The following is a 14,738-nucleotide window of genomic DNA, read 5'->3' as shown; positions in this document are numbered from 1 at the left end:
CCCGATATTTTTGATAGGTTACGCCCATCAATCGATAAAGCTTTATCTTTAACGCCTGAAAGCAGTAAAAAGGCATAATAAAAAGCCTAGCAATCGGCTAGACCTAATCTTCCGTATAGTTCATTTCATCAATCAATTTTGATTTTAACGCTTCAAGTATCCCTATCAATTCCAAGCGATTGCTCAAAGAATACGCCATAACTAATTCCTCATTCTCATCGATCCCAACAACTGCTAATTGATCTAAATCACTATGATTCAGTTCTTCAATAATTGTTTGAACAGATACGCCACGTTCATTCTCTTGTTTTTTATGTTTAAAATCATTCATTTTATCATTTTACAATCCTCTTTTCTTTAATAATTTTTCTAAAGCTTCACGACTTATGCGAGCTACAGTAGAACATTTGCAACCTGGATGCATAAATGGAGCATTAATTCCCTTAGCCATTTTTACGACTTTATATGGACCGTTCTCAGCAATATTTTTACACACCTTACAAGCTGATGGTTCAGCAATATAATCATAATCCTCTATTTCAGCATCTAAATAACTTTGTTTCTGAATATCAGTTTGTATTGATGTCGTTTCTGTAATCATTAATCGGTTAAGTTTATATCTGATATTATCTTGATTCGGTTTCAAAAACTTTGCCAACTCACTTGCTAGTGCTTTAGGATTTTTCCCCTGAGTAATGGATCGAGTTAATAATTTCTCTAGATCAGCCTTCATTTCTGTAAAATTCTGCCAAATGTTATCGCTGAATGATGGATATTCACTTGATTTAAATGACGCATTTATTATGGAAGAAATTTTCTGTGTATAGTTTTTGTCTAACGTACCTTCCAGAATACCTGCTTGTCGAAGATGTTCATCTTTAGCAACAGAAGACAATTGGGTATAGCCCCACTTATCTAACTGATCAAAAAGAGTAACTAACTCCAGTCCCAGTTGAGCCTTAAGCAGCTCTAGTCTTGATACTCTCATTACAAGATTATAGATTTTAAGTTCTTTATTTGCTTGAGGACTAAAATCTTTATTTTTAACATACTCCTTAGCTTTGCGCTCAAATCGTTTGACATCCATTTGATCGGCACGCTTTCGGGCTTCACTAATCGTAATCCTTTGGCCATCAGAAAATCTTTCCCAGTTTGCTTCAATTTCGGTTTGAATAGAATCAATTGCTTGCTGTAGTTGCTTTACAATTTCTTTTTCACGGGCTTTATCAAGCTGTATTTGCTCTTTTATCCAAGCATCTTCACGTTCTTTTAAGTAGGACATCTACATCAGTCCCCCTTAGATTTAGCTTGTTTTGCAAGAAATTCTGCTTGCTCTTTTTTTAGGTTTTCTTTTTCTTCATCCGTTGATGGGAGCGGCGTGCCTTCTTTCTCTACTCTGTCCAGTTCTTCTTGGACGTTATCAATAAATGAGGCTAGACCAAGAATAGTTTCTTGGCTAAGTTCAGCACCAGAATCAACTAGTGTTTTTAATTCTTCAAGAATCGCCTTAGGTAGATTAGGTGTAAATACGATTCGCAAACCTTTTAAATCGGAATTATCGATCTCAGAAACGCTTGATTTTAGATTAAATAAAAGACGGTAGCGTCGCACAAGACTTTTTTTAAATAGCCTTTGCTTCACTGCCGTCATTTGGTTGAAGCCAAACATTTTATATTTCATAGCTTCTCCTGATTGTACTCCAGAAAAGTTTGTATCTGTTAGGTCTGGAATCATTGAGATTTCATGGATTCCTTTTCTGACACGCTCTTTGTATGCTTCAACACCATTTACATCATATTGCTTATAAATGTATCCAGCTGTAACGGAGGTTTTGTTCCCGTTGATATCCGTTCCAGATTCAAGCAATAGCATATTGGCTTCCTTTTGCTTAACCGCATCGTCTGTAGTTAAACCAGCGGCTTCGATATCACCACTGATAACTAACAATGCATCGTTTAAGTCTGTCATATAATTAGCCGTGTCTGACTGACCAGCATCGTATAAATCTATCTGAGACAAAACATCCTCGTACAATCCCATACGGAAGCGGTTTGGCGAAAATTCAGTTATTTGGACTTCTTTGTATTCGTGAGCATCTTCATTCGGATTTTTTAGTTCAATGGCCGCAATAGTGGTTTCATCATAAGTAATGATTTTATCCGCAGTATAGATTATCGGCTGGATAAATTGTTCATCTGCATCTACGGTAAATTTCGTCTTAGGATATCGAACAGCTAATATTGGTTTACGTTTCACTGTAGTATCATATACAACAAAGGTTTCAAAAGCGTTGCACAGATCCACATAATCAATATCGTCTTCATCTCGATAAATTATTTCATATGCCCGACCGTATTTATCCATATCTAGCCATAGTTCACCATTTAAACCGTCTATATCATTGTCTTGGTTAAATTCATCAATTATTGTTTGGCTGGATTCCCCGTTTATTTGCACCTTTAAAGGATTACCAGTATTGTAGCCAACATCAAACGTTGCAAGAACTTTTCCGAAATTGTGTGCTGCTCTATGATCAGCCTTTTCTTTCTCTTTACGTTTCCGATTTTTGATAATGTTGGTATTCTTTGCTTTATAATAATCATCTAAAACCTGTAACCGTGGAACTTGGTGTTCATTATGATGAGAAATCATCTTAGCTAAAATATCAGTATTATCCAGTAGCTCTTCTGCAGAACTATATCTGTAATGGATATTTGATTCTACACTGAAGCTAACGAAGTTTGCCGTCGTACCACTTGAAGAACTGGTATCAGCACCATGCTCAAATTCATTTACTTTGTCCATTTTTCACACTCCTTTAAAACATTCGTTTAATTTTATTTCTTTGTTTATTAGTAATCGTAGATTTTTTCTTTGCCCACATATCCTCACTAAACGCGTAACGCGTAGCATCAATCGTGTGATTGTCCTTGTCCTCAAGCCTAGGTTTAGGATTACCATCTTTATCGGTCTGATAATCAATATTCTCAAACTCTCGTGCAATATTCGGTGTTCGCAATGGATCGATACAGATAAAGTCTAAATCATCTAACCATTCCTCGCCGTATTCTACTGAGTCAGGACCTTTTTTAACGCCAGTTATCTTTTTAATACCGTGTTCATTCGCTAACTCCGCAATAGATTTAGGTTCAGCTGAATCAGCAAACATCCTGTCTGACTGGTAGCCTTTGTCATTTAATTTCTTAGCAAACTCACGGTTGCTGATCTTAACGCCGTATATTTCATCAATTGCATAAATGCCATTCTTCTTCTTGTCGTAATGCCATCGCACAAAAGCCAGTGGATCAGTAGCATAACCAAAATCGACAGCATTCCGAATATTATCAAAATTAGCTACCATCTCATCTGTGATAGATCCTGCTTTAACTTGTAAATTGTCAAACGGCACAACACCAGAGCCGATTGCTTTGCCGTCATATTCCCATTCGGCGCGCCTAGGATTACGTTCTCTAGTTGCTTCTACCTCACTAAGAAATTCTTTAGATATAAAGGGATTATCTCTATACGTAGAATGATGCACAAAAGTATTTTTAGGCTGAAAACTTGTCTCATATTTCTTATTAACCCACGACTGTTTTCTTTTCGGCGGATTGTAACTGTAAAAGAATTTATAAAAAAGACCATCCTCTAATTCTCCACGTAGTAGAGAGTTAGTGATAGTCGTTACTTCATCTTCATTTTTAAATTCGGCCAATTCCTCTATCCACCCGATAGCAAATGGAAATCTTGCATCTTTTAATGATTTAATCCGTTCAGGATTCTGTGCACCTCTGAAAATCATATAGTTGCCACGAGGAAGATACGTTATTTTTAATGGCGATTTGTTACATTTAAACAGATGTGTCACGTCCTGTTGCTCAATCGCCCATTTCATCTGCTCATACAGCGATTGCTCAAGCGTATTGTCTACATAACGAATACCAACAGCATTTACAGCGTAGCGCATTAATAACTGCGTGATAATGTGTGCAATGTCGGATGATTTACCAGAACCACGACCGCCTTTACAAATAATGTTGAGAATATCTGAGTTGAGAGTAACTCGCCAAACCGAATGGAATTTCTTTGGTAGTAATTTCGATAATTTTTTTCTAGCCATCGTCATCACCTATATCGTCCTCAAAAATAGGGGTTTGAATATTAGTCACTTCTTGTTTACTCACTGGTGCAAACCCTCCACGATCAAGTATATCTTTTGCTGCATTGAACCTTACCATTTCAGATCGAGCAGTCATTAAAGCTAACATTGTGTTTAACGCTTTGCCAGATGATTTACCCATTATCTGTTGTATATATTCATCATATGCTTTTGTAAAATCTTCATCTTTTAGCCAGTTATACAAAGTCTGTTCGCTTACCTTTAGTTCTTCGGCGATTTCTCTCCGCTTCAAAGAACCTTCAAACAGCATATATATAGCCTTTTGATGCTTTTTATTCAGTTTCAAAAAATCACCTCCAATCTAAAATAAACTAAACTAAAACAACCGCCACGAATGACGGTTTATGTAATATAAAAAGCCACCGCATGAGCGATGACTAGTAATATGTGTTCTTTACTAAAAAATTGTTAAACTGTTCTCTAGAATCTCTACAGTTTTATTAATTTTTGGACCATCTTCAAAATTTGGTGCACCTATTGGGTATTCAGTATATTCATAAGATACCTCATATTCTTCATTGCAATTAGGGCATACTAGTTGCACTTCCCCTTCGTACCCTTCCTCTGATCCCATTCCACGATCTTCGTCAGTCCATGTATTCTGAAAATCAAAGTCGGATGAATCTACCTCAATCACTTCAGAACATTCTTTGTTATTGCATTTGAATTTCATTTTACCTGATAACATAATATCCAATCCTCTTTTCTCTTTGAATGCTTTAATTATACCAAAGAATATTCTTTAAAAAAAGACTTTATGTCAGACTTATTCACGCTATCATAATATAAGTTTAAATCTGGTTCTCAATACACAAAAAATATCCAATAATTCATCTAAACTCAAATAATTCTAAAACTCTTACTTGATTTTATTTTCAGCTTGACTCTCTTTCGATGCTGGATACATGTAGCGAGTTTATACTTAATCGTTCATTCCGGTGATATAGATAATTATTTTTATGTACCCCACCTACAGCAATATCACTCTCTTTTTAAATTGAGAAAGATAGTTGTGTAATTGTTTGCTGTAGGTGATTTATCTTTGTTTTTCATAATATCAATATATCATTATATTAAGGGTGTTGTGTGCCGTCTTTTTACCTAGTTGTGTGCCTAATTTACACCCCCATTCGTGCCGTCACTTCAGATTGAACCGTTTAGCTAAAGAATTAACGAGTAAGGAATCTTGTTTTTTGCATGCATCTTCTGATAAATGGACCAACTTTGATACTTTGACCCAGTTAGGCAACTCTTTAGGCCTACGCTCTTTGCTTCCGTTGTCACTTAAATATCTGTTCCTAACTAGATTAACTGCTTCATCTGAAATATCTTCAAGAAAATTATCTACAACACTCACATGCTTAACAGTAGCTAGAAACTCTTCATTGGTCCATACTCGTTCAGCTTCCGCCTCTTGCGGTGCAATATTTGAACTAACTCTTGAACCGCCGATATTTTCATCCGTTTCTTGATAAGGATAACGCAAGCTTTCTTCAATCTTTTTAATTTGTTTCTTTTCGTAATTGTGAAGACGCAGAACTTTTCTAGCATAGTTTCTAGCTTCTTCGCTTACTTTGTAATGTTTGCTCAATCCGCTACCCCTCCTGTATTATTTAAATAGTCCACCAAAAGCTTGCCGCCTGTTCATGGACCCGTTGCGTTTAACACAATACTCACGCATCAGCTATCACCACCATAAACTACAATCGCTGACGGAAACGGAGCAGCATCTTTCTTTTGCCCGTTATCCTCAAATTTAATACGCCCTCGTAAAAACTCAATCTCTGCTTTACCAAAGATGTAATTATGCCAATAGCTCGTATCTGTCCTTGCTGGTATCAAAAAAACAATAGTGCGATCAGGATCACGTTGATGCTCTTGCCATGCTTTAGCAAGCCATTTGCCTAATTGTCTACCGTATGGCGGATTGCAAAACACATTACCTTGCCACTCTTTACTTAGTGCATCATCCTCGGCGGTAAAATACTTTGGCAGTTTGGTATTGCCGTGACTTGCTGCTGCATCTAAATCAAAGTGATATTTATTGTTTAACTCGTTAAATAGATCCTGTGGTGTTTCCCAGTCTTGTTTGTTGCTTGTAAATAAGGCTTTATTTTCCATATCATCACAAAGGAGTAAAAAGCTTTTTAGTGTCGGCCGACAAACCTCCACTCCTTTCTTGGGTTAAATCCTTATTAAATTTTTTCCGGCGTACAACGTTTCTAATCCATCATAATCATGTATTGCAAATTCATAATCATCTGGTATTTCTACAATTTCTAACTCGGAAACTTTTGTATTTGCTTCCTCGCCTAATTCTTTGACTACTTTAATGACATCTTTGTCAATTCTTTAGCGTCTGTATCTCTGGAATCTTTCCCAAATACATCTTCAGCGTCGATTGTTTCTGGAAGTACACCATCACTTGCTATCGAAAAACTTTGACATTTAGGGTTGTTTTTTAAATACCAAATACTTCTTCCTAAATCATTTAAAGACGTATTGTAATTACATGGAACTTTTGTAAAAACATACTCATAATTTATATAATCTCCATAGTCCATATCTAAGAAATATGGAAACACCTTAATGTTCTTTAGTTCGTATATATTCATTAGGGCTTTATGTGATAACCTAAAGCCTCCGAATTGCTTATTTATAACTATTTCCATCCCTACTCATTCCTTTCTTGAAAAACAATCTGAAATCGTACCGCAAATGAGAACTACAATAAAAACAGTCATATACGGGTGCTTGTCGATAAAATCAAATAGAGTCATCCTTTACCTCCTGCAGTTCTTCGGATAAGTATTCCTCAATATCTTCTACAATTCCAATCCAATCACCATCCTCATAAATGTTTCCTAAAATTTCAATAGTCTTCTTGTTGAATGCATTTAGCTGAAATCCTCCTGTTTCTTCGTCCCAATATATTGGCAATGGTCTATTATCAGGAAACGGAAATAGAAAGTTTTCTCCTGTCACCACATCCCCCTCAAATATCTCCACACCATTCTTATCTTTTAGCCCTGTGTATTGCATGAGGAACTTTGAATCAATTTCTTTCCAATCCCCGTATTCATCATCAACAGAAATTATTAAGTTTCCGCTATTGTAGGCATTCCATGATACACAAACTCCGTACCTCATTACATCGTTCTCTTTATCCCACGCCCGAAACTTCGGTTCATTCATTCGGTTCAGTCCTTTCTAGACGATCGTCTTACCAATTTCTTGCACTTGCTCAACTATCCTTTGATTAGTCATCCATTCAGGATTTTTCGTTAATCTATAGATCAAATCCATCTTCTCTCTTGCTTTTGGATCTTTTTTAATTAATCCAGAGTTTTCAAATGTTTCATCTGGTAAAATATTTATTAAGCTAACTCCTAATATTTCTTGCATGCTAAGTATGCTTTTCAACGTAGGATTCAATGTTTTATTAGCAGCTAAGCTACCATTTCCGCCGAACAATACTTTCCATGTAATATTTTTCCTTATTCGGATTTCGTCAATTTTCGTCCAAAATTCTTCTAGGTTTTTGATCATCAGTTTTCAACCTCCAATGCGGAAAATGCCCTTGCGAACAAAATTGCTTCACACTCGTCTTCTGAGGGCTCGATTGAATATATATCTTTGACCATATCGAGCGCTTCTTGTTTTACAAGGTCTCTTTTTTTATTTTTGATACCGACCCGTTTTCTCCATTCCGTCGCTTTTACAACATTTACAAAATAGCCTTTTTCTTCCAAACATATCTCTAAAGTGCCTTTTAGTTTTGCTAACACTTCATATACCACAGGGTTTCGTTGTACCTGGATGCCTTCAATATATACGAATGTTGCCTCAAACTTATTACACAAGGTCATACATTTCTTTATGATTTCTCGAATCCGTTCGTTTGTCGGTCCTAAAGGACGAATAACTCCATAGGCTACAATTTTAGAGCTATCCATTTCCATTACACACCAGCCCGTTGCTGTCGTTGATTGGTCAAAAGCGATTAAATTCATTCGATATGCCTCCATTCTCGATTAGGCTTGTAGTTTGTTTTAATCGCATCGCCAATGATGATTAATTTCTTTTTCGCACGAGTAACAGCTACATACGCTAGATTTTGATAATCGTTTTCACTTGGTTGGTAGGCAACCACATCCCATTCGCTCCCTTGTGATTTGTGAATAGTTAATCCATAGGCTAAATCAAAATTATTATCTAAATCTTTTTGATTTTTGAATGTGATGATTTCTTCACTATCTTTCTTTTTAGCACTATATGCAGAAATGATTTGGAAAATTTGACCATTATAGAATCGGTCTTTTTCATTTGTTTTTGCAACAATCATGTCATTGATACTAAAATTTGGTGATATAGTGACCGAACCATGTTTGACTCGTTGCTGTTCGTTGATCACTTTGACGTTATGATTCGTAAAGGATAATGCTACTTCTGCCCCTCTTTTGAATGCTTCATCTGAATCACTTACGACCTCTATATTTGGCATTGGCATATTGGAATTTTGGGGAATACCTAATATTTCTCTTCCCAATGCGATGATATCTGCAGATTCAGACCGCCAATTTTCTTTTAATTCAGCTGTTTTAAAGATTTCTTGTAGACGTTCAAATGGACGACCATATTCAATTGGTTCAAGTTGGTTTTTATCACCAACAAAAATTAGTTGCTGCTGATCATAGATTCGCATTAATTTAGCAAATAACGGAGTTGATAACATGCCGCTTTCATCAATTACGATCGCATCACAGTTGGCAGGATTATAAACAAAACTGTGAATCGTCTGAACTTTTACTTTACTTCCCTTTATTTTTGACTGTAATGCTTCTCTTGCTTTATGAGTAGGTGCCAACACAGCTACGTGCTTACCGTTCAATTCCAACTGTTTGATTATTTCTGCAGTCACAAAACTTTTTCCAGTTCCAGCACCACCAACCATGCAAGAAAATTGATGCTTCACACAGGTTTCTAGAGCTTCTCGCTGTTCTTTGCTTATATTCAAGTGTTGATCATATACTTGATTAAATGTTAATTTATTCCTAGGAAGGCGTTGAATCGCTTCCGCAACATAAAGTGTATCTTTTGTTGTTAGATAATATGGTTCTTCATATAAGACAACACCCGTCCCCTTTAAATCATCAATATGAAGAGCCACAATGTCACTCCTTGTTTGTTGCATTTTTGTAGTAACATCAACAAAAACTTTGGCTGCTCTTTCTTGTTCTTCTGTATAATTAATTCCATATCGCACAATTGCATTTTTGGCATTTTTGAACGCGTACCTGTCAAGTTCCATAAAAACCATAAACGGATTCTCTACTTCCAAAAGATGATCAAAGAAATCAATTGGATTGTATCGATCAGCTCGTCCTTTATAATTTTTGGTATTTTTGACAAAGGCATAGGTATAGGTACTTTCAATATTTGCTTGTAGTGCCTTTGAATAATTTTTCATCTGTATATCACTTCCACTTCTTTTTCTGGGAGCCCATCTAAAATTGCTTGTGCTTTAGTCTTCTCGATCAGTTCAGCTGCTTCTTGGTGCCATTTTTCCATTTCAGGATTATTTAAAGTATCGTTTAGATACATATATACTTGTCTATAGGTTTCATTTCGGCTACCTTCTGAAACGCCATGATCCAATACTTGTGTTAATAATTTAGCTTGAGCATGATTAAAAGTTAATAATGACTTTGAGCTATTAGAGAAATTGACCACGTTATCCATCCCTAGTCGTTTAGCAGGTCTAAACTGTTCCACATTGACCATTGTGCCAATAATTGTTGAAACGTCTGATACAGCTAACGGATAGCCCATAAGCTGAGCAACTTTTTTGCTAGCTTCATCTATGTCTAGTTCCAACATTTTCGCCACGCCAGTAACCACATTTTTATATTCTTCTTTGTTCATTTCGCAATCTGCCATCAAGATGATTCTCCAACGGTTAGATTGATCAAAGTAGTATTTCGCTGTTGGGTAAATTAAACCGAATAATCCTTGGCCCTCTAATTTCTTTTCTATTTCTTCCCTGGTATACTCAGCATCATCAATATCGATTGATATTAAGCGACGACCACCCATGTAATTGTTATCTGATCGTTCGTTGTTTTTAAAAGTTCCATCAATAAAATAAGCAAGCTGATATTTCTTGATATGTTTATATTCTTGTTCGGTAGTAGCGCCTGATAGTAATTCAATGCCACCAACCTTTTCAGCCTCTATATTGTCGACATCATCCAGAAATGATTGTAAGGTTTCCGAAGGACTATGCTGCATGTCATTTCCAACAAATCCTTTTTTTATGTTCAAAGGGATTTCAATAGACAAGATACTTTGTAGTAATTGCTCTTGTTGAGAGGCCAAAGCCTCTTCTTGCTGTTCTTCCGTTCGTAATTCCTCTTCGAATATATCCGTCTCGTCTTTATATTCAAAACCAGTAAATTCAAACGCAACATTTGGAATAACGATCCATCGAGCATTTTCACGCCCAATCTTTTTATTAGAAGCTAGTTGATAGATTCCTAATTCTTTGATATCTTTCATGGCATTGGCTAACTCATGCGAACCTATAATACTTTTGTATTCAGTAGGTTTCATGAACCACTCTTGATCGACTTGACGAAAAGCCGTTGCTTGTAATTTAGTAAGAGCGTTTAAAATCTCTTCTTCTGCCACAATCCCTTTTTGATAAAGAGCAAACATCATTCTATCCGCTTCTTCCACGTCTTCTAATTCTTTAACAATGACCATTGGGTCAGCATTTCTATTTCTGATTTGCACGAAACCAATTTCATTTTGATAAAGAAAACGGTGTCCATCATATTGTAGATTGAGTGATTGATCATCCAAGACCACAATAGACGGTTTATTCCATACCACTCTTCGTTTATCAATAACCAAGGTGCGTTCGGCATTTTTATAGATCATCATACTTTCTTCAAAAGCATCTGCGATGTTCAAATCAAGATTCTTGCTTGAGTACGTGCTTCCTTTGATGACGCTTGTCACATAGTTTATTTTTTTTACATAGACAACTTTTTTTCGGTGTGTCTCAGTAATAAAGTTTTGTGATAGGTTCAAACTGGAAAACGTTGCAATGTCTTCTTTGTCTAAGCCTATTTTAAGGAGCAATTCAAACGTTCTGCTGTATCCTCCAATGGCCACAAATAAAACCTCGTCCATTCTTGTATGTTTTGTCAAACTAGTAGAATTAATTCTGTTGTATATCTTTTTTAGGTTCTTTTTCGATTTGTCGAAAATTATTTCTCCCACTTGTTTTATCACTCCTTTCATGGTAAACTTAGTCAAACATTCAAATAGCAATTTATCAGATATACTCTTAAAACTTTGTGAAAAGTTACAAAAAAGGGTATATCTTTCTATTTATCTATATTATTAGTATTTAAATATACTAGGTGTAACTTTGTAACCAAATCGCTACATCCATTGGGAGAGTAAGGTTTAGAGTGGTTACAGAAAAGTTACAAACATGGTTACAGTTACAAAAGTTTTGGGTATTTTTTCAAATCCGAGGTTATTTATTGCTCTGTGTAACCACCTTGTAACTTTTTTTGTAACTTTGCTCAATCCTATGTCGCTCTAAGCTTCAACTAGGTTTTTGTCACTTTGTGAAAATTACGTTTGTAACCATGTTTGTAACCACTTTTTAGAATGGTAAATCATCATCTGAAATGTCAATAGTAGAACCTGTTCCACCAAATGGATCAGAAACTTCGTTATCCAATGGCCCGAAATCATAATTTCGATAAGGGAAATTTGGATTTTTTTTGTTTTCGGCGATCGATAGATTCATTAAGAATTGATTGCCAATTACTTTTTCAAGAGCAAGTGCAGTTGTATATTCGTCCGTTAAATCTTTTTTAGTAAGTTCTAGTTCTGCCATTGCTGCTAACTTAAGTAATGTGCGACCGTTTTTTTCAAGCACAAAGTCTGGCAGGCCATCGTCGAATGAGAAGTAGATGACTTCTAAACGGTTCTTATCTTTTCCTGAAACGACTTCCAAGGCTACTGCTAATTGCGTCCGGTCATTTTTATCTACATTTGCTTGTGCTGATTTTAAACGAACTGGATATGATCCAGCTTCTAGTTTAGAGTTTGTTGCTACCTTATCTTTTTTTGGATCGAATCCTTCTTTTTTGATGTTGCTTAAAGTGTCTAATAGTCCCATTTGTTATTTCTCCTCTTCGTTTTTATTTTGTAATATTGAAAGCAAATCCATCTGATTGACGGTCTGCAGATTACCAATTAATTGATCTTTAGCTCTAGTTGTTTGTGTTGGTTGTAATACAATGATGCGTTCTTCTTTTTGCGTTTCTTGATTTTTAGCAATTACTAGTCGCCCTACCAAAGGGACAATTCCCATAATTGCATCAAGATTACGAACATCCGGTTGAAATTGAGTATAAACACGACCTGATTCCATCGTTATTTCTACTTTTTTTTCATGGGCGAAAAGCAAAACGTTTTTGCCTAAAGATTTTAAACTTGCGATAAAATCAAGTAATACCCGATCTATTACTCCGTAGTCCTTGATTTCAGGCATGCCGCTTTTTGATTCTGTCGATTTTTCATTCAACCAAAACTTTTGGAATGATGACAAATTATCAATAACGATATTATCGAATTCAGATTGACGTTTTAAAATGTCTTTGTAAAAAGCACCTAATTCATCAAATGGTTTTTTATTGTCCATTACTTGAATCTCAATATTTTTTAAACCAGCTAGGACGTGATACATGCCATCCGTAGAAAAAAGAACCGTGCGTCCTTTCAAAGACTTGACCATAGTTGTTTTTCCTTTTCCTGGTTCCGAATAAATCAACGCTGTCCAATTATCGAAACGATTAATATTTTCTGCATTTATTTTTTGGACCATTATCTTATCCTCAACGATCTTGTTTGTTGTATTTCAGCGCCTTCTACTTCTTTGCCTTCTTTTAGATCGGCGAGGAGTAGTTTTTTGTCTAGCTTCGGTGGTTGTTCAATGAAATAATTCATGTTAATTTTTTTCTCATCCATTACATTCACACTTTGTGGATTATTTTGAATGCCGATGTTAAACAATTGACCTTTGATCTTGTCTTTTCCTACTTGTTCCATTGATTCTTGCATGTAAGACTTAATACCTTTGATATTATTGTTTAGTGTAGACTTTTTAGCAGTTAGACGTTTAATCTCAGCGTCAATCGCATCCACATTACCTTCTAGTGATCGAACGACCTTCGCAGTATTTTCTACCTTAATTTCTATTGCCTCGTCTATCGAATCTAATGTATCTTTTAACGTTTCAGCATCAAGTTGTTCAGCTAGTTCAAGAACTTGGTTGTAGTTCCCTGTTAGTTCGTAAAGTTTCATTCTTCTTCCACTCCTTATAAATTATCTAAAATCCGTAAAATCGAATTACCTAGTTTCAAATGAATGTCGATATCGTCCGTTAAGTCAAAATCATCCATATATCGATTCAGTAATTTTGTATATGCTTCTTTTTTAATTTCAAGTTTTTGAGCCGTAGCAGAATTAATGTTTTCCGCCTCATATTCGTCGAGCGTTTCGATTTTACGACCTTCTTTGTCCTGTTTTACTTTGATAAAGTTATCGCGCTTCAATTGACTAATATAAGCTTTTACAGAATTTTCATTAATGTCCAATTCTTGTGCAATTTCTTGATTGGTCGCAGTTGGATTAGCTTGAATAAACTTCGCCACTCGTTTCTTCCTTGTATTCATGATTTCACTCCTTCTTCTTAGCCATTTTTATGGGAAACAACATTGCTATGAACAAATCGTCTTTTTTTACAACCATTTGTTTTTCTTCACTGATGACTCCGATCAATACCTCTTCGTCAGTTATATCTTTTATAAAATCGAAAATTTGTTTTAAGTATGTCGCGTTTACATTCAGAACCATTTGCTCATCATTAGTGCATTTCGTATTAATGACCGTTGTTGAACCATTTTCTAAACTTACCGATATGTTCTGTTCGAACGTTAACGTTGCTACATCGTTTTTCTTAGAACCTTTTAAAAAGTCACATAATGCTATCGAATCATTTTGACTTACATGACAATTTTTAGAGAAATACGGACTGATTAAATGATCTACTTTTGGATAATTCCCCTCAATTTTCATTAATGTTTTTGGGTGTATCACATAGTCTTTGTCAATACCTGTATCAGTTAATAATCTTAAGAATTTATGTCCATCCGTCGCTTCTACATTTCCATTTTCTAAAAAGTGGAAACCCTGTAGAACTGGACGTGTCGAACTTGTAGAAATAAAATTAGTTAGATGTTTGTGCGTGTTCTGTGGCTTTAATTTCATAATTTAATTCCTCCTCGGATAATTCAAAAATACTTTTAAATCGTTCTTTTAATTGAAGTGTCAATACTGGATTAGTTGCTCGTTCATATTTACTGAGCAATTTGACAGGTATATTAAGTTTTTGAGATAATTCTTCACGAGACATTTTATTTTTTCGTCTGATAGATTTAATGTAGTTCATTTACCTCTCACGTCCTTTCGT

20 protein-coding genes are annotated in these 14,738 nt (G+C 35.5%); all 20 read right to left on the bottom strand.

Annotated features, from left to right (window positions below; translation table 11 throughout):
• Positions 1-103: 103 nt before the first annotated feature.
• Positions 104-331, bottom strand: a complete 228-nt coding sequence (locus IGI43_RS15950) for a hypothetical protein (RefSeq protein ID WP_438758767.1) — start codon at positions 329-331, stop codon at positions 104-106.
• Positions 332-340: 9 nt separating this feature from the next.
• The gene (locus tag IGI43_RS15945; RefSeq protein WP_438758766.1) at positions 341-1,282 is read right to left on the bottom strand and encodes a minor capsid protein; all 942 of its coding nucleotides are present in this window, start codon (positions 1,280-1,282) and stop codon (positions 341-343) included.
• A 5-nt stretch (positions 1,283-1,287) separates the two neighbouring features.
• Positions 1,288-2,805, bottom strand: a complete 1,518-nt coding sequence (locus IGI43_RS15940) for a phage portal protein (protein WP_438758764.1) — start codon at positions 2,803-2,805, stop codon at positions 1,288-1,290.
• A 13-nt stretch (positions 2,806-2,818) separates the two neighbouring features.
• The gene (locus IGI43_RS15935; protein ID WP_438758763.1) at positions 2,819-4,126 is read right to left on the bottom strand and encodes a PBSX family phage terminase large subunit; all 1,308 of its coding nucleotides are present in this window, start codon (positions 4,124-4,126) and stop codon (positions 2,819-2,821) included.
• Entirely contained in the window at positions 4,113-4,466 is a 354-nt protein-coding gene (locus IGI43_RS15930; RefSeq protein WP_438756498.1) for a phBC6A51 family helix-turn-helix protein, read from the bottom strand. The genes IGI43_RS15935 and IGI43_RS15930 overlap by 14 nt, the downstream gene beginning before the upstream one ends.
• Before the next feature lie 111 nt (positions 4,467-4,577).
• A complete protein-coding gene (locus IGI43_RS15925) occupies positions 4,578-4,868 on the bottom strand; it encodes a hypothetical protein (RefSeq protein ID WP_438758762.1) in 291 nt (96 codons plus the stop codon).
• 450 nt (positions 4,869-5,318) lie between these two features.
• A complete protein-coding gene (locus IGI43_RS15920) occupies positions 5,319-5,771 on the bottom strand; it encodes a hypothetical protein (protein WP_438758761.1) in 453 nt (150 codons plus the stop codon).
• A gap of 89 nt (positions 5,772-5,860) precedes the next feature.
• Positions 5,861-6,352, bottom strand: a complete 492-nt coding sequence (locus IGI43_RS15915) for a DNA N-6-adenine-methyltransferase (RefSeq protein ID WP_438758760.1) — start codon at positions 6,350-6,352, stop codon at positions 5,861-5,863.
• A 152-nt stretch (positions 6,353-6,504) separates the two neighbouring features.
• On the bottom strand, positions 6,505-6,852 hold the full coding sequence (locus IGI43_RS15910) for a hypothetical protein (RefSeq protein WP_438758759.1): 348 nt from the start codon (positions 6,850-6,852) through the stop codon (positions 6,505-6,507).
• Positions 6,853-6,946: 94 nt separating this feature from the next.
• The gene (locus IGI43_RS15905) at positions 6,947-7,375 is read right to left on the bottom strand and encodes a YopX family protein (protein ID WP_438758758.1); all 429 of its coding nucleotides are present in this window, start codon (positions 7,373-7,375) and stop codon (positions 6,947-6,949) included.
• Positions 7,376-7,390: 15 nt separating this feature from the next.
• Entirely contained in the window at positions 7,391-7,729 is a 339-nt protein-coding gene (locus IGI43_RS15900) for a hypothetical protein (protein WP_438758757.1), read from the bottom strand.
• The gene (locus IGI43_RS15895; protein WP_438758756.1) at positions 7,729-8,193 is read right to left on the bottom strand and encodes a crossover junction endodeoxyribonuclease RuvC; all 465 of its coding nucleotides are present in this window, start codon (positions 8,191-8,193) and stop codon (positions 7,729-7,731) included. The genes IGI43_RS15900 and IGI43_RS15895 overlap by 1 nt, the downstream gene beginning before the upstream one ends.
• Entirely contained in the window at positions 8,190-9,650 is a 1,461-nt protein-coding gene (locus tag IGI43_RS15890) for an ATP-dependent DNA helicase (RefSeq protein ID WP_438758755.1), read from the bottom strand. The genes IGI43_RS15895 and IGI43_RS15890 overlap by 4 nt, the downstream gene beginning before the upstream one ends.
• Positions 9,647-11,467: a hypothetical protein gene (locus tag IGI43_RS15885; protein WP_438758754.1), complete on the bottom strand. Its 1,821-nt coding sequence runs from the start codon at positions 11,465-11,467 to the stop codon at positions 9,647-9,649. Before IGI43_RS15885 ends, IGI43_RS15890 begins: the two co-directional genes overlap by 4 nt.
• Positions 11,468-11,861: 394 nt before the next feature.
• Positions 11,862-12,383, bottom strand: coding sequence for a hypothetical protein (locus IGI43_RS15880; protein ID WP_438758753.1), 522 nt, complete (start codon positions 12,381-12,383; stop codon positions 11,862-11,864).
• A gap of 3 nt (positions 12,384-12,386) precedes the next feature.
• Positions 12,387-13,091 (bottom strand): AAA family ATPase, encoded by a 705-nt coding sequence (locus IGI43_RS15875; protein ID WP_438758752.1) that lies wholly within the window; start codon positions 13,089-13,091, stop codon positions 12,387-12,389.
• On the bottom strand, positions 13,091-13,570 hold the full coding sequence (locus IGI43_RS15870; RefSeq protein WP_438758751.1) for a siphovirus Gp157 family protein: 480 nt from the start codon (positions 13,568-13,570) through the stop codon (positions 13,091-13,093). Before IGI43_RS15870 ends, IGI43_RS15875 begins: the two co-directional genes overlap by 1 nt.
• Before the next feature lie 14 nt (positions 13,571-13,584).
• Positions 13,585-13,941 carry a winged helix-turn-helix transcriptional regulator gene (locus tag IGI43_RS15865; protein WP_438758749.1) on the bottom strand — a complete coding sequence of 119 codons (357 nt, stop codon included), beginning with the start codon at positions 13,939-13,941 and terminating at the stop codon, positions 13,585-13,587.
• Positions 13,942-13,945: 4 nt separating this feature from the next.
• Entirely contained in the window at positions 13,946-14,536 is a 591-nt protein-coding gene (locus IGI43_RS15860; RefSeq protein WP_438758748.1) for a hypothetical protein, read from the bottom strand.
• The gene (locus tag IGI43_RS15855; RefSeq protein WP_438758747.1) at positions 14,496-14,717 is read right to left on the bottom strand and encodes a helix-turn-helix domain-containing protein; all 222 of its coding nucleotides are present in this window, start codon (positions 14,715-14,717) and stop codon (positions 14,496-14,498) included. Before IGI43_RS15855 ends, IGI43_RS15860 begins: the two co-directional genes overlap by 41 nt.
• Between the last annotated feature and the right edge of the window lie 21 nt (positions 14,718-14,738).

Origin of the sequence: Enterococcus sp. AZ126 (assembly GCF_051714545.1) — a bacterium.
Classification (GTDB): domain Bacteria; phylum Bacillota; class Bacilli; order Lactobacillales; family Enterococcaceae; genus Enterococcus_L.
The sequence above is the reverse complement of the archived record's forward strand: the minus strand, read 5'-3'. Positions and strand labels throughout refer to the sequence as shown.